The following is a 16,798-nucleotide window of genomic DNA, read 5'->3' as shown; positions in this document are numbered from 1 at the left end:
CATCATCCTTGCCGCCGGCAAGGGCACGCGCATGAAATCCGACCTGCACAAGGTGCTCCATCCGATCGCCGGACGGCCCATGCTGCTGCACCTGATCGACAGCGTGTCGGCGCTGAAGCCCGGCCAGACCGTGGTGGTGACCGGCGCCGGCCGTGAGCAGGTCGAGGCAGCGGTCTCGCCGTTCGGCGTGATGACGGTGGTGCAGAGCGAGCAGCTTGGCACCGGCCATGCCGTGCAGCAGGCGGAAGAAGCGCTGAAAGAGTCAGGGGGGGGCGGGTTCGCCGGCGACATCCTGATCCTCTATGGCGACGTGCCGCTCGTCACGACCGCGACCATGGCGCGGATGCTCGAGCGGCTGCACGGGGCAGACCAGCCGGCGACGGTGGTGCTCGGCTTCCGCCCGGCCGACCCGGCCGCTTATGGCCGGGTGATCGCGGACGGCGAGGGCCGCATCGCCAAGATGGTCGAATTCAAGGACGCGACCCCCGAGGAGCGCGCCGAGACTCTGTGCAATTCCGGCCTGATGGCGGTGCGCGGCGAGGATCTGTTCGCGCTGCTCGCCCTGGTCGGCAACGACAATGCGGCGGGCGAATTCTATCTGCCCGACATCGTCATGCTCGCAGCCGAGGATGGGCGCGTCTCGGCGGTGATCGAGACCGATGCGGCCGAGGTTGCCGGCGTCAACAGCCGGGGCGAGCTGGCCGCGGTCGAGGCGAGCTGGCAGCATAGCCGCCGCGCGCGCGCCATGGCCGAAGGCGCGACCCTGATCGCGCCCGAGACGGTATGGTTCGCCTATGACACGCGGATCGGCCGCGATGTGGTGATCGAACCCAATGTGTTTTTCGGCCCTGGCACCAGCATCGCCGACGGCGCGACGATTCATGGCTTCAGCCATATCGAGGGCGCCACGGTCGGGCCCAGGGCGGAGGTCGGCCCGTTCGCGCGGCTGCGCCCCGGCGCGGTGATGGGCGAGAAGTCGAAGGTCGGCAATTTCGTCGAGATGAAGAAGGCGGTGCTCGGCGCCGGCGCGAAGGCCAGCCACCTGACCTATCTCGGCGATGCCGAGATCGGCGCGGGCGCGAACATCGGGGCGGGCACGATCACTTGCAATTATGACGGCTATTTCAAGTACAAGACCATCATCGGCGAGGGCGCGTTCATCGGATCGAACAGCGCGCTGGTCGCCCCGGTGACGATAGGCGCCGGCGCGATGGTCGGTGCCGGATCGGTCATCACCGCGGATGTCGAAGCCGATGCGCTGGTGGTCGCGCGCGCGAAACAGGAGGCCCGGCCGGGCCGGGCGAAGCGATTCCGCGAGGCGATGGCCGCGCGCAAAGCCGCGAAGACATGAGCGATCGTTATGCGGGCAAACCCTTTCTGAAGCTGCTCGATTGCTATGTGCTCGAGGCGATCGGCGCGCTCGACCCCGCATCGCAATCCATGATGACGGCGATGGAGCCGAAGCTGCAGGAAATCTACCAGCGGCCCGGCACCTGGCTGGAGATCGTCGAGGCGGAAATGGAGTTCCCCGAGACGATGCCGGATGAAATCCACCGGATCTGGGAAAAGGGGCGGCCTGCTTTTGTCGCGGCGAACGGCAGCGAGCCCGACCCGCTGATATTTACATGGACGTTCGTCGACACCAACTTCGCGAACTGAGCTCTGTCTAAAGGTACTCTCTATGTGCGGAATCGTCGGAATCGTCGGCAAGGACGCGGTCACGGACCGGCTGCTCGACGGGCTCAAGCGGCTCGAATATCGCGGCTATGATTCAGCCGGTATCGCGACCGTGCATGACGGCGTGATCGATCGCCGCCGCGCCTCGGGCAAGCTGGTCAATCTCGTGAATGTACTGGCCGAGGAACCGCTGCCGGGCCGGACCGGCATCGCGCATACCCGCTGGGCGACTCATGGCGGGCCGACCACCAACAACGCGCATCCACACGCGACGAACGAAGTTGCGCTGGTCCACAACGGCATCATCGAGAATTTCAAGGCGCTGCGCGACGAGCTGATCGCGCGCGGCCGCCATTTCGACAGCGAGACGGATACCGAAGTCGTCGCCCATCTGGTCAGCGAGAAGGTCGAAAACGGGATGAAGCCGGCCGAGGCGGTCGCCGAAGTGCTGCCGCGGCTGCACGGCGCCTTTGCGCTCGCCATCCTGTTCCGCCAGCATCCCGGGCTGCTGATCGGCGCGCGCCTCGGCTCGCCGCTCGTCGTGGGCTATGGCGACGGGGAGACCTATCTTGGGTCCGACGCGCTCGCGCTCGCGCCGCTCACGCAGCGCATCTCCTATCTCGAGGAAGGCGACTGGGTCGTCATCACGCGCGAGGGCGCGCAAATCTACGACCGCGACAATGAGGCGGTGGAGCGGCCCATCACCATTTCGGGCGTCACCGGCGAGCTCGTGTCCAAGGGCAACCACCGGCATTACATGCTCAAGGAGATTTACGAGCAGCCGATCGTCGTCGCCCAGACCCTGCGCTCCTATCTCCAGCGCATGGAGGACCGGGTCACGCTGCCGATCCCGGAATTCGACCTGAGCACGATCAAGCGAGTCACCATCGTCGCCTGCGGCACCAGCTTCTATGCCGGCATGGTCGCCAAATACTGGTTCGAGCAGTTTGCCCGCGTGCCGGTCGATCTCGATGTCGCATCGGAATTCCGCTACCGCGAACCGGTGATGGAGGAGGGCGGCCTTGCCCTCTTCATCAGCCAGTCGGGCGAGACGGCGGATACGCTCGCGGCGCTGCGTCACGCCCGGGCCGAAGGGCAGACGATCGCGGTGGTCGTCAACGTGCCGACCAGTTCGATGGCGCGCGAGGCCGACCTGTTGCTGCCGACTCACGCCGGGCCGGAGATCGGCGTGGCCTCGACCAAGGCCTTTACCTGCCAGCTCGCGGTGCTTGCCGCGTTCGCCGCCAATCTGGCGCGCGCAAAGGGCAAGCTCGATGCGGCGGCCGAGAAGGCGATCGTCAAGCATCTTGCCGAAGCGCCCGCTGCGCTGAATGGGGCGCTCGCCTATGACGAGTCGATCGAGGCCATGGCGCATGTCATCGCTGGTGCGCGCGACGTGCTCTATCTGGGGCGCGGCACGGATTATCCACTCGCGCTGGAAGGCGCGCTGAAGCTCAAGGAAATCAGCTACATCCATGCCGAAGGCTATGCCGCAGGCGAGATGAAGCACGGCCCGATCGCGCTGATCGACGAAAATGTACCGGTGATCGTGATCGCCCCGTCGGGCCCGTTGTTCGAGAAGACCGTGTCGAACATGCAGGAAGTACAGGCGCGCGGTGGCAAGGTCGTGCTGATCTCGGACTATGACGGTGTCGCCGCGGCCGGCGAGGGGTGCATGGCAACCATCACCATGCCCAAGGTCCACCCGCTGATCGCGCCGTTGGTCTATGCGGTGCCGGTGCAATTGCTCGCCTATCATGTGGCGGTGGCCAAGGGCACGGATGTCGACCAGCCGCGTAATCTCGCGAAATCGGTGACCGTCGAATAGAGGGACTCGTCCGCCAACCCACTGCTTCCCCGGCGAAGGCCGGGGTCCAGTTGGGGGACGATTATGGTTGGCGTTGCGCGCCGTTACATCAACCGTTCCAACTGGGCCCCGGCCTCCGCCGGGGAGGCAGAAGGGGAGGGCGCCGGCCTATCGCGCTACAACGACACCTTCCCGCGGAACACACTGACGCAGCGCCCGCAGACGCTGGCGCGTATGCCGTCGGCGGCGCGCCAGGCGCGGAGCGACAGCCGGCTTTCCCGCCCCATCTCGACGCCCTGCACCGCCTCATAGGCAAGCGTCTCCTCGCCGGAGAGCGACAGGCGGAGCGCCGCCAGCGTGGCATTGGCGCTGCCCGTCGCCGGGTCCTCCCAGGTGCCGGCGAGGGGCGCGAACATCCGCGCGCGCACCCCCGCACCGGACAGCGCATAGAGGAAGATGGACAGCCGACCCTCAAGCTCGGGCCGTGCATCGGCCAGGCGCCGATAGGCGGCGATATCGGGTATGGCTTTGGCCAGCGCTTCCGGTTCCACGGCGACGATCACGAAATCGACGCCAACGCTCGCGCGGATCGGCGGATGCTCCGCCAGCACGATCGCTTCCCTGGGCAGGGAAAGACACGCGGCGATCTCCGCCGTCGGCAAGTCGCCCTTCAGGCTCAGCGGCTGCGGCGCATCGATCTCCGTGCCGCTGGCGCCCGTCAGGCGAACCTCGACCAGTCCGGCAATCTCCTCGAACCGCAAGATCGGCCCCGTCGCCAGCCCGAGTTGCGCCAGGACATAGGCCGTCCCGACATTCGGGTGGCCGGCAAAGGGCATCTCCGCCGTCCGGTTGAAGATGCGGACCTGCGCCGTATTGGCCGGGTCGGCCGGCGGCAAGACGAACGAAGTCTCGCTGTAATTCATCTCGGCCGCGAGCGCCTGCATGGTGGCGGTGTCGAGTCCGGCGGCGGCGGGGAACACCGCGAGCGGATTGCCGCCGAAACGCCGGTCCGTGAACACGTCCACGGTGCAATAGTCGTAGTCCGCCATGGGGAATCCCGTTCGTCGCTGTCGATGAAACCGCCGCTAGCCGGATTTCCCGATCTTGTCCTGGCTGCGAAGCGCGTTGCAGGCGCCATCCGAACCGCTATCCTCCGGCACGCCGCATCGAGGAATCACCATGAAACGCAAAAAGTTGTTGATCGGTGTTTCGGTGATCGCGTTGATCGCGGCGAGCGCGACCTTCTACGCGCTGCCGCTTGCCGCCGACCCGGTCGGCGCCAAGGATTGCGGGGATATCCTGCCACCGCTTCCCGCGCTGAAGGGCAATGCGGCCAACGTCCCCGAGCCGACCTGGGCGCAGCGCGGCGGCACTGTCAACGACGCGAGCTGCCTCAGCCGCACCCCGGTGGCGGGCGTGGTCGCGGTACGGCGCGAGCAGGACGTGGCCGGCGCGATCGCCTATGCCCGCGCGCATGGCCTAACCGTTTCGCCCGCAGGCATGAAGCACAGCATGGGCGGCCATGCCTTTCGCCGTGGCGGAGTGGTGCTCGACATGAAGGGCCTGAACCGCATCGCGCTCGACCCGGCGACGCAGACGGTCACGGTGGGGGCCGGCGCGACCTGGCACGATATCCAGAAGGCGATCCATCCGCGCTTCGCGGTCAAGGCGATGCAATCGACCGACATCTTCACCGTCGGCGGCTCGATCTCCGTCAACGCGCACGGCATGGACCACCGGGCGGGGGCAGTGATGCGCTCGATCCGCAGCCTGCGCGTGATGCTGGCGGACGGCCGGATCATCACCGCGTCCCGCGCCGAGAATCCCGATCTGTTCAGCCATATCGTCGGCGGTTATGGCCTGTTCGGCGTGCTGCTCTCGGCGGTGCTCGATGTCGTGCCCAACGATGTCTACCGCTCCGAACGCGCGATGATCGACTATCGCGCGTTTCCAAAGACCTTCACAACGCTCGAGGCCGATCCGGCGGTCGGACTGACCTACACCCATCTCTCGACCGCGCCCGGCTCGCTGCTGCGCGAGGCTTTGGTGTATAGCTACCGCAAGGTATCGGAAGACCAGAACCTCACCCGCGCGCCGCTGACCGAGGTGAGCTCGACCAGGTTGCGCCGCCTCACCGTCAATCTCGCCAAGCGCAGCAGCTTCTTCGCCTCGGCCAAATGGTGGTCCGAAAAACATATCGAGCACCGGCTGGAGACCTGCACCATCACTCGCGCCCAGGCGATGGGGGATGGGGAGGCGTGCCTCGTCTCGCGCAACGATCCGATGCACGACAGCGTCGCCTATCTGCGCAACGCCTTGCCGGCCGAGACCGACATCCTCCACGAATATTTCATCCCGCGCGACCGGATCGTCCCGTTCATCGATGCGATGCGCACACTATTCCAGCAACAGCATGCGAACCTGGTCAATGCTTCGATCCGCGCGGTCGACACCGAAAGCAATGCGCTGAGCTATGCGCCCGCGCCCGCCTTCTCGGTTGTGCTGTATCTCAACCAGAAGACCGATGCCGAGGGCACGAAGGCGATGGCGAAGCTGACCAGCGACCTGATCGACCTGACGGTGAAGCAGGGCGGGCGCTTCTTCCTGCCCTATCAGCTTCACTATACGCCGGCGCAGCTCCAGCGCTCCTATCCGCAGATCGGCGCCTTTTTCGCGGAGAAGCGGCGCTGGGATCCGGACGGGCTGTTCAGCAACAGCTGGTATGCGCGCTACGCGCCGGCGTTCAGCCCGCCTTTGTCGCGGGGCTGAAGCAGCCCGCGCCGATCCGCCCCTCGATCACCAGCCGCGCGCCGTTGCGATAGAGCGCGGCGACGAAACCGGGCCTGTCGGACCGGGCCAGGATGGCCCCGTCGCGCACCTCCACCACCCTCCCGCCCGCGGCGGCGATGGCGCGGAGTGCCCGCGCCCGGTCCCCGACCACCGCGACCTGCCGCGCCGGCCCGACAAAGGGCATGGCGAGCATGATCACCGTCCAGCCGCCCAGCACCAGCGCGACCTTCGCCGCGATGCGGAGCAGGTTTCTGGGAGTGCTTACAGCCACGGTGTCATGGCCGCGCGAAGCTACCCGTTGTGCTCCCGCGAAGGCGGGAGCCCAGACTGGGTCCCCGCCTTCGCGGGGACACAAGGAGGCTTTGTTTAACGGGGCCCCGAAATATCCGGTTCGCTTCAGCCCTAATAATCATACACATGCTCGACCGTCCCGCCGCGCGCCTTGATCGCGCGCAGCAGCGCGAGCAGCTTCGGGACCCTGGTCGAGATGCCATAGCGGCTCCAGCCGGGCCGATCGGCCAGCGGTTGGGAAATGAGCACGGTACCATCCTCCGGCTTCGGCCCGGCCGAGGCGGGAGCAAGGATAGTGACCAGGACGTCGTCATTGCCGGAAATCTCGACGATCCCGATCCGCGAGGCGGCGAGCTTGCCCAGCAGATCGGTGAATTGCGCATAACGCGGCGCCTCGACCACCGTCATTCCGCCCGCCGCGCGGATCGGCTTGAGGCGCGGGTCGATCGCCCGGATCGCCGCCGGCGTGCCCGTCGCCACGAACCGCAGCGTGGGCGCCGCCGGGTCCATCGTCGCGCCCGCCGCCGATCCGATAAGTTTCGCATAGCCCGCCTTCACGCCATATTCGGCGCTGAGCGCGAAGCGGCGCTCATAATGCCGGAGCCGGTTCCTGCTGTCCGCCGTCCGCCATTCCCCGCTCAACGCCCTGCCGAACGGGAATTTGTACCAGGGCGTCTCGTGCATGAACCAGCCATATTCGCGCTGAACGCCGGCCGCGTAAAGGTCGTCGGCACTGCGCCAGCCGCCGGTCCATTCGAAGAATTGTCCGATCAGCCGCTCATAGGCCGCCTTGACCAGCATCTCGACGGTATAGCTGATGCCGATCGTGTAGATCATCATCTTGGCGTCGCCCGCATCGCCGCCCGCCGTCGCGCGGTTGAGCGCGCAATAGCTCGACCAGAAACCGCCGATATCGCTGCCGAACGCATAGCTGCTCGGCCGTTGGCCCGCGGTCAGGTGCCGGCCATAGCTCTCTGTCGAATAGACGATGTGCCATTCGGGATAGGTCAGGAAGGTCCGCGCCTCGGGCCGCCGCTCGGCGGGCGACAGGATCGGCTTGTAGGGGGCGCCCGGGTCGAACCCGGCGATCGGCGAGCGGCAACCGACCTCGATATAGGCCATCGGAATCAGGATCGTCGCGGCCACCACGCCGCCGATGCCGATCGCGATCTTCCAGCGCCGTTTCATGCCGCCGCGTCAGGCCGCCGCGCGAGGACATAGCCCGTATAGATCGCGAATCCGCCGATCAGCAGATGCGGCAGGTTGGCGAAGAACCGGATCGTCAGCGACAGGTCGAGCGGCCCGTAGAGGAAGATGCCCCCGTCGAGATAACCGCTGCCGGTGATCAGGCCGAGCACGCCGTCGAGAAAATAGAGCGGCCCGAACAGCCGGAAATAGCCGCGCGACGCCCGGTAGGAGAGCCATGCGGCAACACCGGCCCAGATGCCGGAGGCAAGGTGCAGGCTGTCGTCGTAGAGATCGAGCTTGAACAGCCCGAAGAGATTGTCGTCCGCGTCATGGAAGCCCGGCACATAGCCGATCGCGACCACCGCGATGAAGCCGGCGAAATAGCCCCATGCGATCTTGCGTACTCGATCCATCACATCCTCCCGGCAGCGATTGTCCTATCCTGCCGTGAAGAGCGCGCGAAAGCGAACGGGAAATGACGTGAAATCGGGCGCTTATTCGATTGCCGGCAGGATGTATCGGGGCGTGTAGATCTCCTGCGGCAGGTACATCACCTTGTCGCTGTAATTGCCCCCGAAGATCGCGACGACGAGATCGAGCGCGGGCACGACCATCACCACCTGCCCGCCATTGCCCGCGGCATAATAGGCCGGCAGCGTCCTGCCCTTGTAAGGAAGGTCGATGCCCCACCAGAAATAGCCGTAATGAAGCCCGCGCATCTCGCGGATCGGGGCAGTGGAACGCTTCGCCCAGTCAGCGCTCACGATGCGCTTTCCATGCCAGGTCCCGCCATCGAGCATCATCTGGCCGAGCTTCATGAAGTCGCGCGGCATGAACTGCGCGCCGCCGCCCATATAGGGCTCGCCGGTCGGCTGGACGTTGAGGGCGTAGCGGCCGAACTGCAGCGGCCGGGCGATCAGCCGGTCGAAACTGTCCTCCAGCCGCACGCCGGTCGCCCTGGCCAGAACGCCGCCCGTAAGGTTCGGGTTGGTGCTGCAATAGATCGCGGCCTCGCCCGGCGCCGAGGCCATGGGCAGGTCGAGCGCATAGCGATACCAGTCGGGCTGCGCGTCCTGGTTCTGCATCACATCCTCGTTGCCCGGCGCCTTCGGATCGCGATCGTCGCAATGCAGACCCGACGACATGGTCAGCAGATGCTCGAGCGTCATCGCGCGTTTGCGCGGCTCCAGGCCAGTGGGGAAGGTGCCCCCGTTCATCATGCTGTAGACCGGCGTGGCAGGACTCAGTTTCGCACCATCCTGAATCGCCGCGCCGATCATCACCGAGATCAGGCTCTTCGCCGCCGACCTCGTGTCGTGCAGCTGGCTGCCATCCTGCCCGTGGAAATATTCTTCGAGCACGAGCTTGCCGTGCCGCGCGATCAGCACGCTGTGGATGTCCTGCGCGTGGACCGAATCGATCGGCGTATCGATCACCATCTGCACGAAGCGCTCGATCGCCGGCACCGACATGCCCACGGCGCCGAGCGTCGCCACCGGCCAGCCATCATCCCGGACCAGCGGCGGGCGATAGGCATAGGGCGCTTTGCCCGGCCGGGGATGGAAATCGCTCTCCTCGCCCGCCCGCTCGAAATCATAGGTGCCGCCGCGCCCCGGGATGAAGACCGAGAGTATCTCATTCTCGGCGTCGTAGCTGCCGCTGGAGATCGGCACTTCCTTGTCCGCGCCGCCGGGCTTGCCGAGCAGCGTAATCTTGCCCCCGTCCCGCGTGATGTGCTGCAGGTCGATGAACCGGCCTATATTGCGATCCGGATTGCGCAGGAAGACGCGCGCGCTGCCATCGGGGTCGGCATCGATCTTCAGATACAGTGTGAAGCTGTCGTCCAGCGGTCGGACTTCACCACGCCACTGACCCGCTCCCTGCGCGACCAGCTCGACCGGGGTCAGATAGGCGGTGCCGCTCGTGACCGTGCGCTGTTGCAGCCAATGGCCGCGAATGCGCTTGCCGCCGTCAATCAGCCTGCCCCGGAAACTGCCTTCGTCGTTCGCGAGCGAGAAGGTGAGGGTGTTTCCGTCCAGAGTGGCGATCGCATCGCTGCCGGCGATCTGCGCACGCCATGTCGTGCCGTCGCGGACAAGAGTGAGTTCGCCGCGCACGTCCGGGCCGAACCGCTTCTTCGCTTGCCACAGGCCGGCCAGCGCGCTCGCCTTGCCGGAATCGGCGGGGTCGGCGAGCGCCGGGGTGGCCAGCAGGGCGGTGAGGATCATGGTCGAGGCAATGGTCTTGATGATACGCATGACGGGTTCCGGACAGAAAGGGTCGCCGATCCCTGCATGGATCGCGGCACCTCAGTCTTGTATCCGCGCAACATCGCGCTCGCGACGCCAAGCCAGCGGCGTGCTGCGAAAGGCCGACCGGAAGGCGCGGCTGAAATGCGCTTGGTCGGCAAAACCGGTGGCGCAGGCGACATCGGCTAGCGACGCGTGCGGCGCCCCGAGCATCGCCGCCGCGCGCTCCAGCCGCCGTCCGCGCAGATATTCGCCGGGCGAGCAGCCGAGATAGCGTTTGAACACCCGGGCGAGATGCACCGGATGCACACCCGCCTCGGTCGCCATGTCGGCGACGCTCAGCTCGCTATCGTTGGCGGTGAAACTCATCTCGAACGCCCGGCGCAGCCAGGATGGCGGTTCCGCGGCGCCGGGCGCTTCGTCCGAAGTCGATGGCATAACGCTGGCGACAAGCTGGTGCGCCCGCCCGTCGAGCCCGAGCGCCGGCAGCGCTACATCCTCCAGTTCCCGCGCAAGGCGATGCGCGGTCCAGATCGCATAGGGATCGAGCACGGTGATCGCCTGTCCCTCGTCGTTCGCCGGGCCGCCCGACACCGCGAGGAAACTGCCCTGGCCGCGATAGAAACGGTCGCGGTGGGTGGTGCCCGCCGGATTGAACAGCAGCAGCGGCGTGGACGATGCTATCGGCGCGCCTTTGGCGGAGGACATGTACCGCCCGCCGAGAACGAGCACGAAATGTGCTTCGTCATGACTATGCGTCTCGACCTCTTCCTCGGGCGCCGTCGCGTCGAGGCGGTGGAAGGTAAAACCGGCGGCTTCGCGATAGGCCGGCCCGGAACCCCAGAATTCATGCCGCGCGCGTCGAATGGCCAAGAACGCCTCCCATCTGTGTTATTCAGCTAACACGGATGAGCAACAGGCGAAAGCAGGATCGGCCTGTCGTCGATTACCGAAGCGCGAAGCCGAGATCGCCCAGCACCGTCCGCAGGACATGCCGGCCCGCCATGGATTGTGGCCCGCGCGTCCGCTCGCCCACGAGCTCGGTCCAGCCGCGCTCCGCCATGCCCTGCTCGCGCTGAAAGCTGCGCAGGCGCTCGTCATAGGCATGCGCGCCGTCATGCTGCCGGTCGGTCCAGGCATAGGTCTCATGGAACAGCACGGACGATTGCGGCAGGCGCGGTTTGATCGAGGCCGGGCGTGCCGGATCCGGCACGCCGACCACCAGGCCGAACAGCGGGAACATCCGCGGCGGCAGGTCGAGTTCCGCCGCGACCTCGGCAGGCCGGTTGCGGATCCCGCCGATATAGACCGATCCCAGCCCCAGCGATTCCAGCGCGACCACCGCATTCTGCGCCGCCAGCGACGTGTCCACCGATCCGAGCAGGAAGGTTTCGGTATAGTCGAGCGCCTCGGCCGGCACGCCGCGCGCGGTCGCCAATTGAGTCAGCCGGTCGAAATCGATCAGCCACACGAGCAGCAAGGGCGCCTCGACGATATGCTTCTGCGATCCGGCCAGCGCCGCCAGCCGCGCCTTGCGTTCGGGGTCCTGCACCGCGACCACGCTCCACACCTGAAGGTTGGAGGAGGATGCGGCCGATTGCGCTGCGGCAACCAGGGTCTCGATCGTGCCCTCGGGCAGCGGGTCGGGCAGATAGGCTCGCACCGATCGATGCCCAATCAGCAGGTCGATCGCGGGGTTGCGGTGGATCGCTGCGCCGCCGTCATGGCGATAGCGCGCCTGAAGTGCCTCGCTCACGATGCCTCCGCCACGGCAGCCGCGCGCCCTGCGAAGCTGTTCACCGGCCGCCTGAGCCCGAGATTCTCACGCAACGTCTTGCCCTCATACTCCTCGCGGAACAGCCCGCGGCGCTGAAGGATCGGCACGACCTGATCGACGAAATCGGTTAGCCCGGTCGGCAGGATGGGCGGCATGACGTTGAAGCCGTCGGCCGCGCCGGTCTCGAACCAGGTCTGGATCAGGTCGGCGACCTGCTCGGGTGTGCCGACCGTGGTCAAGTGGCCGCGCGCGGTCGAGACCTGGCGATAGAGCTGGCGCAGGGTCGGCCGCTCGCGCTCGACCAGATCGGAGACCAGCTTCAGCCGGCTCTTGCTGCCATTGGTGTCGTTGGGCAGCGGCGGCGCGACATCGTCGAGCGTGTAGTTTGACAGGTCGACGCCCTGATAATGCCGGTTCAAAATGCCCCAGGCGATCGCCGGGTGCACCAGCGACTGAAGTTCCTCATATTTCGCCTGCGCTTCGGCCTCGGTGCCGCCCAGCACCGCGAAGATGCCCGGCATCACCAGCAGATCCTCGCGCCGTCGGCCATATTTGCTGAGCCGCGCCTTCACATCGCCGTAAAATTCCTGCGCATCCTCCAGCAGCAGATTGGCGGTAAAAATCACTTCGGCCGTCCGCGCCGCCAGTTCCCGGCCCGGCTCGGACGCGCCGGCCTGGACGATCACCGGATAGCCCTGCGGCGGACGCCCGATATTGAGCGGCCCGCGGACCTGGAAATGCTCGCCCTGATGGCCGAGCACATGGAATTTCTCCGTGTCGAGGAAGACGCCGGACGCGCGATCGCGCACGAACGCGTCGTCCTCGTAACTGTCCCACAGGCCCTTCACGACATCGATATATTCCTCGGCGCGTTCGTAGCGCTTCGAATGCTCGAGATGCTCGGTGCGGCTGAAATTGGCCGACACGTCGGCGCCGGTGGTGACGACGTTCCATGCCGCGCGTCCGCCGGTGATCCAGTCGAGCGAGGCGAATTTCCGCGCCGTGGTATAGGGGTCTTCATATGTGGTGGTGGAGGTGGCGACGAAACCGACGCGCTCGGTCACCTGCGACAATGCCGCCCAGAGCGTTACCGGCTCGAAATGCGCTGCCTTGGCGTTCTGGCGAAAGGTCGCCTCGTCGGTGAAATCGGCATAGCCGCCAGGGCTGTCGGCCACGAACACCAGGTCGAACTTGCCGCGCTCCGCGGTGCGCGCGAGATTCCTGTAATGCTCCAGATTGTGCCCCGCATCCGCATCGGTGTCGGGATGCAGCCAGGCGGAGACGTGATGGCCGGTCGCCTGGAGAAAGGCGCCGAGACGAAGTTTCCGATCGGTGCTCATGCGGGAATCCTTTCGCTGCGGGCATAGGGAGAGGTGGCGGCATCGACCGCGACGCCGAGCAGGCCGAGCAGCTCGTGCTGAAGCGCGGCGGTCCGTTCGCGCCGGGCCACGCCATCGAGTGGGAGGGCGACGCGGATGTCGGCGACGATCTTGCCATCGTCGAGCACGACCACCCGGTCGGACAGTTCGATCGCCTCGTCGACGTCATGCGTGACGAGCAGGACCGCGGGATTATAGACTTCGGACAGGCGCCGGAGCAGCGCGTGCATGCGGATTCGCGTCAGCGCATCGAGCGCGCCGAACGGCTCGTCGGCCAGCAGCAACGCCGGTCCGCGCACCAGCGACCGCGCCAGCGCCACGCGCTGCTGTTCGCCACCGGAAAGCTCGTACGGCCAGCTATTCTCGCGCCCGGCCAGCCCGACTTCGTCGAGCGCCTTCAGCCCGCGCGCGCGCCGGTCCGCGCCCGTCAACCCAAGCAGGACATTGTCGAGCACGCGCTTCCACGGCAGCAGCCGCGCGTCCTGGAACACGACCGACAAGCGTTCCGGCACCAGGATCGTGCCCGTTCCTTCCGCTTCGTGATCCAGCCCGGCGAGCGCGCGCAGCAGGGTGCTCTTGCCCGATCCGCTGCGGCCGAGCAGCGCGACGAACTCGCCGGCGGCGATGTCGAGATCGATGCCTTCGAGCACGCCTTTCCGGGTGAAGCGGCGAACGAGCCCGCGGACCTGCACGACGGCGCTCACGACGCGAGCGTCCGGCGCCAGCGCAGCGCGCGCTGCTGGATCAGCCGCACCGCGGCGTCCGAGGTCAGGCCGAGCAGCGCGTAGACGACCAGCCCGACCAGCATGATGTCGGTCTGCGCATAGTTGCGCGCGAGCGTGATCATATAGCCGATCCCGCTCGTCGCATTGAGCTGCTCGACGACAACCAGCGCCAGCCATGACGCGGTCACGCCGAAGCGCAGGCCGGTCAGCAGGCCCGGCAGCGCGCCGGGCAGCACGACATGGCGGATGAAGCCCCATCGGCTCAGTTCAAGCGTCTCGGCCAGCTCGACCTGCTTCAGGTCGATGGCCCGCAATGCAGTGTGCGTCTGGATATAGACCGGCGCGAACACCGTGACGGCAATGACCGTCACCTTCATGCCTTCGCCGACGCCGAACCACAGCACCATGAACGGGATCAGCGCGAGCACCGGGATGCCGCGTTTCAGCTGCACCAGCCCATCAATCACATAGCCGCCGAGTAGGGTCAGGCCGGACAGCAGGGCAAGCACGACCCCGACGGTCGTGCCGAACACCAGCCCCTGTCCCGCGCGCCAGGCCGACACGGCGAGATTATCCTGAAGACGCCCGTCGCGGATCAGCTCGATCGCCGTCTCGACCGCGGTCCAGGGCGCCGGCAGCACCCGAGGGTCAAGCCATCCGGTCGCCGACAGCACGGACCAGTAGAGCAGCAGCAGCCCGGGCCCGAGGATCCAGCCCCAGGCGAGCGGTGCGCCGAGGCCCAGCCGGCGCACCCCCGATTGCTGGCTTCGCGCGACCTGCGCCGGGGCGAAATGCTTGGGCGGCGCGACCACCAATTGGGGGAAGGGAGCGTTCATGACACCTCCGGTCATTTGGAACTGGCTGCGGAGAAGCCGTCAGCGGCGAGCTTTTCGAAACGGCGGTCGAACAGCGTGCCGGCCTCGAAGCGTGGATTGCCCAGCTCAGGCGCCAGGATGTCGATCGAGGCCTGCTGATACCGGATCGCGTCGGTCCATTCGGCCGGGATGTCGGGCCTGCCCGCCGCAGTGACGATCAGCCGCGCATCCTCCAGCTTCAGCCCCTGCTCGCCGACATAATAGCCGCGCGCCAGCTCCTCCGGATGAGTCTGGCGCCACGACCATGCCCGGCCCCACAAGACAACGAACTGCTTGAGCGCGGCGGCCTTGGCCGGGTGTTCCAGGACCTCGACCGGTACATAGGCGAAGACGGGATCGTCGCGGAAATCGGGATGCTTCAGGACAGTGGCGCCGTCATCGCCATATTTGCGCAGATAGCGCTCGGCGACGATCCCGCCGCCGATCGGCGCCATGTCGACCGCGTCGCTGGCCAGCGCACTGGTATAGACGTCGCCGCCGATATTGGACGGCAGCTCGACCAGAGTGACTTCGCTCTTGGCGATGCCCGCGCTCTTCAAGGTCTGGAGGACGATCTGCCCCTGCACCTGGCTCGGGCTGATCGCGATCCTCTTGCCGCGCAGATCGGCGATCGTGCGGATATTGGCCTTTGGCGCGATCCCCAGCACGAAGGCGGGGTGGTTCAGCGGGTCGTGTCGATAGGCGGTGGCAATGATCTTGACCGGCAGGCCGACCCAGGTCGCATGGATCGGCGGCACGTTCGCGCCCAGGCCGACATCGAGCGCCTTGGCGTGGAACGCCTCGGTCACGTCGGGCCCGCCGGTGATCTGCACCCATTTGATCCGGAACGGCAGGTCCTTGTCCCAGCCATTATGGTGGACCACCCATTCCGTCACGGGATCGCCGACCGTCAGCAGCGTGCCGTCCGGCACGGTGTCGGGCAGGGGCGCCGACAGCGCCAGTCCACCCGCCGCCTTGGCCTGTCGGTTGGGTGCGAACAGCACCAGCAGGCCGATCGTGACCGCGACGAACGCGGCCAGAGCGATAAAGCCCCATGGCTTCGATCTGGCCGCGACCGGCATCAGCCGAGCACGTTGAACAGCGCGCCCTCGAGCTGCTGCGAGACGAAGCCGTCGGGCCCGCGGGTCAGTTCGCCCGCGACGGTGATGCGGCGCACCGCGCGCGCCAGGTCGAAATGGGCATAGTCGATCGGCCCGGCATGGGCCGTCGCCTGATTGTCCCACACCACGAGCGATTTGGGCCGCCAGTGGAACCGGACCTGATATTCGGGTCGGGTGACCTCATAGAAGAGCAGGTCGAGCAGCGCCTTGCTCTCCGGCTCCTTCAATCCGACGATATGGCTGATCGTGCCCGGGTTGAGGAACAGCAGCTTCTCGCCCGTCTCGGGATGAATCCGGACCAGTGGGTGGAGCGCGACGAACGGGCCCTTGGTGCGGCCATCACGGCGTGGCTCGCGGGTGCCGCCATCATAATCCGTGGTGCGGTGGACTGCCTGCAATCCGTCGATCAACGTACGGATCGGCGCCGACAGGCCTTCATAGGCGGCCACCAGATTGGCGAAGAGCGTGTCGCCCCCATAAGGCGGGATTTCGACGCCGTGCAGGATCGAATAGCGGTTCGGGTTCGCGACGAAGGTGATGTCGATATGCCATCCCTTGTAATCGCGCGGCGGCTCGCGGCCGGGGGGCAGGGTGGTGTTGCGTTCGTGCCGGGCGCGATATTCGGCGACCGATCGTTCCCAGATTTCCGGATGGTCGAGCAGCCCTTCCGCGATCGGATGTGCCGGCGTCAGCGGGCCGAACGCCCGGCCGAACGCCTTCATCTGGTCGTTGCTGATGTCCTGCTCGCGGAAGAACACGACGCGCCAGTCGTGCAGCGCGCGCTGGATGTCGGCGGCGATCTCGGGCGTGATCGGCTCGCGCAGGTCGACGCCGGAAATCTCGGCGCCGATCGTCGGCGTCACCGCCTCCACGGTGATATGGTCATAGGTGAAGCGGTCGCGGTTGGTTTCGGGGCGAAGTGCGGTGACGGCGTTCATGG

Annotated in this window: 16 protein-coding genes; 4 read left to right on the top strand and 12 right to left on the bottom strand. The window is 66.6% G+C overall.

Annotated features, from left to right (window positions below; genetic code table 11):
• Positions 1–31: 31 nt before the first annotated feature.
• The 3 genes from glmU to glmS are packed head-to-tail and all read left to right on the top strand — an operon-like array spanning position 32 to position 3,505.
• Complete coding sequence (gene glmU / locus ACZ1I2_RS18650) at positions 32–1,351, top strand: bifunctional UDP-N-acetylglucosamine diphosphorylase/glucosamine-1-phosphate N-acetyltransferase GlmU (protein ID WP_465181669.1); 1,320 nt, start codon at positions 32–34, stop codon at positions 1,349–1,351.
• Positions 1,348–1,659, top strand: a complete 312-nt coding sequence (locus tag ACZ1I2_RS18645) for a hypothetical protein (RefSeq protein WP_465172689.1) — start codon at positions 1,348–1,350, stop codon at positions 1,657–1,659. Before glmU ends, ACZ1I2_RS18645 begins: the two co-directional genes overlap by 4 nt.
• Positions 1,660–1,681: 22 nt before the next feature.
• Positions 1,682–3,505 (top strand): glutamine--fructose-6-phosphate transaminase (isomerizing), encoded by a 1,824-nt coding sequence (gene glmS / locus ACZ1I2_RS18640; RefSeq protein ID WP_465176247.1) that lies wholly within the window; start codon positions 1,682–1,684, stop codon positions 3,503–3,505.
• Between the two features lie 155 nt (positions 3,506–3,660).
• Here the strand turns inward: glmS and ACZ1I2_RS18635 are convergent, their stop codons facing one another.
• On the bottom strand, positions 3,661–4,533 hold the full coding sequence (locus ACZ1I2_RS18635) for a PhzF family phenazine biosynthesis protein (RefSeq protein WP_465176248.1): 873 nt from the start codon (positions 4,531–4,533) through the stop codon (positions 3,661–3,663).
• Positions 4,534–4,663: 130 nt separating this feature from the next.
• Between ACZ1I2_RS18635 and ACZ1I2_RS18630 the strand changes: the two genes are divergently transcribed.
• On the top strand, positions 4,664–6,253 hold the full coding sequence (locus tag ACZ1I2_RS18630; RefSeq protein ID WP_465176249.1) for an FAD-binding oxidoreductase: 1,590 nt from the start codon (positions 4,664–4,666) through the stop codon (positions 6,251–6,253).
• Here ACZ1I2_RS18630 and ACZ1I2_RS18625 read toward each other — a convergent pair.
• From ACZ1I2_RS18625 to ACZ1I2_RS18575, 11 genes are all read right to left on the bottom strand, one after another.
• On the bottom strand, positions 6,228–6,545 hold the full coding sequence (locus tag ACZ1I2_RS18625) for a hypothetical protein (protein WP_465172693.1): 318 nt from the start codon (positions 6,543–6,545) through the stop codon (positions 6,228–6,230). The two genes, ACZ1I2_RS18630 and ACZ1I2_RS18625, sit on opposite strands and share 26 nt — an antisense overlap.
• 131 nt (positions 6,546–6,676) lie before the next feature.
• The gene (locus ACZ1I2_RS18620; RefSeq protein WP_465176250.1) at positions 6,677–7,753 is read right to left on the bottom strand and encodes a hypothetical protein; all 1,077 of its coding nucleotides are present in this window, start codon (positions 7,751–7,753) and stop codon (positions 6,677–6,679) included.
• Positions 7,750–8,166: a DUF4383 domain-containing protein gene (locus ACZ1I2_RS18615; protein ID WP_465176251.1), complete on the bottom strand. Its 417-nt coding sequence runs from the start codon at positions 8,164–8,166 to the stop codon at positions 7,750–7,752. Before ACZ1I2_RS18615 ends, ACZ1I2_RS18620 begins: the two co-directional genes overlap by 4 nt.
• Before the next feature lie 81 nt (positions 8,167–8,247).
• Positions 8,248–10,011 carry a serine hydrolase domain-containing protein gene (locus ACZ1I2_RS18610; protein WP_465176252.1) on the bottom strand — a complete coding sequence of 588 codons (1,764 nt, stop codon included), beginning with the start codon at positions 10,009–10,011 and terminating at the stop codon, positions 8,248–8,250.
• A 51-nt stretch (positions 10,012–10,062) separates the two neighbouring features.
• Complete coding sequence (locus tag ACZ1I2_RS18605; protein ID WP_465176253.1) at positions 10,063–10,875, bottom strand: helix-turn-helix transcriptional regulator; 813 nt, start codon at positions 10,873–10,875, stop codon at positions 10,063–10,065.
• A 73-nt stretch (positions 10,876–10,948) separates the two neighbouring features.
• Positions 10,949–11,758: an NADPH-dependent oxidoreductase gene (locus tag ACZ1I2_RS18600; protein ID WP_465176254.1), complete on the bottom strand. Its 810-nt coding sequence runs from the start codon at positions 11,756–11,758 to the stop codon at positions 10,949–10,951.
• Positions 11,755–13,119 carry an LLM class flavin-dependent oxidoreductase gene (locus ACZ1I2_RS18595; protein ID WP_465176255.1) on the bottom strand — a complete coding sequence of 455 codons (1,365 nt, stop codon included), beginning with the start codon at positions 13,117–13,119 and terminating at the stop codon, positions 11,755–11,757. Before ACZ1I2_RS18595 ends, ACZ1I2_RS18600 begins: the two co-directional genes overlap by 4 nt.
• The gene (locus ACZ1I2_RS18590) at positions 13,116–13,862 is read right to left on the bottom strand and encodes an ABC transporter ATP-binding protein (protein ID WP_465172700.1); all 747 of its coding nucleotides are present in this window, start codon (positions 13,860–13,862) and stop codon (positions 13,116–13,118) included. Before ACZ1I2_RS18590 ends, ACZ1I2_RS18595 begins: the two co-directional genes overlap by 4 nt.
• Positions 13,859–14,719, bottom strand: a complete 861-nt coding sequence (locus ACZ1I2_RS18585; protein WP_465172701.1) for an ABC transporter permease — start codon at positions 14,717–14,719, stop codon at positions 13,859–13,861. Before ACZ1I2_RS18585 ends, ACZ1I2_RS18590 begins: the two co-directional genes overlap by 4 nt.
• 11 nt (positions 14,720–14,730) lie before the next feature.
• Entirely contained in the window at positions 14,731–15,819 is a 1,089-nt protein-coding gene (locus ACZ1I2_RS18580) for an ABC transporter substrate-binding protein (protein ID WP_465176256.1), read from the bottom strand.
• A complete protein-coding gene (locus ACZ1I2_RS18575) occupies positions 15,819–16,796 on the bottom strand; it encodes a TauD/TfdA dioxygenase family protein (protein ID WP_465172703.1) in 978 nt (325 codons plus the stop codon). Before ACZ1I2_RS18575 ends, ACZ1I2_RS18580 begins: the two co-directional genes overlap by 1 nt.
• Positions 16,797–16,798 lie beyond the last annotated feature (2 nt).

Source organism: Sphingomonas sp. BL-S-29 (assembly GCF_055521495.1).
The sequence above is the reverse complement of the archived record's forward strand: the minus strand, read 5'-3'. Positions and strand labels throughout refer to the sequence as shown.

Excerpts from the sequence above, each read along its gene's own strand:
- ACZ1I2_RS18645 (WP_465172689.1), top strand. The coding sequence starts at position 1,348 with ATGAGCGATCGTTATGCGGGCAAACCCTTTCTGAAGCTGCTCGATTGC.
- glmS (WP_465176247.1), top strand. The coding sequence starts at position 1,682 with ATGTGCGGAATCGTCGGAATCGTCGGCAAGGACGCGGTCACGGACCGG.
- ACZ1I2_RS18635 (WP_465176248.1), bottom strand. The coding sequence starts at position 4,533 with ATGGCGGACTACGACTATTGCACCGTGGACGTGTTCACGGACCGGCGT.
- glmU (WP_465181669.1), top strand. The coding sequence starts at position 32 with ATGAAATCCGACCTGCACAAGGTGCTCCATCCGATCGCCGGACGGCCC.
- ACZ1I2_RS18630 (WP_465176249.1), top strand. The coding sequence starts at position 4,664 with ATGAAACGCAAAAAGTTGTTGATCGGTGTTTCGGTGATCGCGTTGATC.
- ACZ1I2_RS18620 (WP_465176250.1), bottom strand. The coding sequence starts at position 7,753 with ATGAAACGGCGCTGGAAGATCGCGATCGGCATCGGCGGCGTGGTGGCC.
- ACZ1I2_RS18595 (WP_465176255.1), bottom strand. The coding sequence starts at position 13,119 with ATGAGCACCGATCGGAAACTTCGTCTCGGCGCCTTTCTCCAGGCGACC.
- ACZ1I2_RS18615 (WP_465176251.1), bottom strand. The coding sequence starts at position 8,166 with ATGGATCGAGTACGCAAGATCGCATGGGGCTATTTCGCCGGCTTCATC.
- ACZ1I2_RS18610 (WP_465176252.1), bottom strand. The coding sequence starts at position 10,011 with ATGCGTATCATCAAGACCATTGCCTCGACCATGATCCTCACCGCCCTG.
- ACZ1I2_RS18575 (WP_465172703.1), bottom strand. The coding sequence starts at position 16,796 with ATGAACGCCGTCACCGCACTTCGCCCCGAAACCAACCGCGACCGCTTC.
- ACZ1I2_RS18580 (WP_465176256.1), bottom strand. The coding sequence starts at position 15,819 with ATGCCGGTCGCGGCCAGATCGAAGCCATGGGGCTTTATCGCTCTGGCC.
- ACZ1I2_RS18585 (WP_465172701.1), bottom strand. The coding sequence starts at position 14,719 with ATGAACGCTCCCTTCCCCCAATTGGTGGTCGCGCCGCCCAAGCATTTC.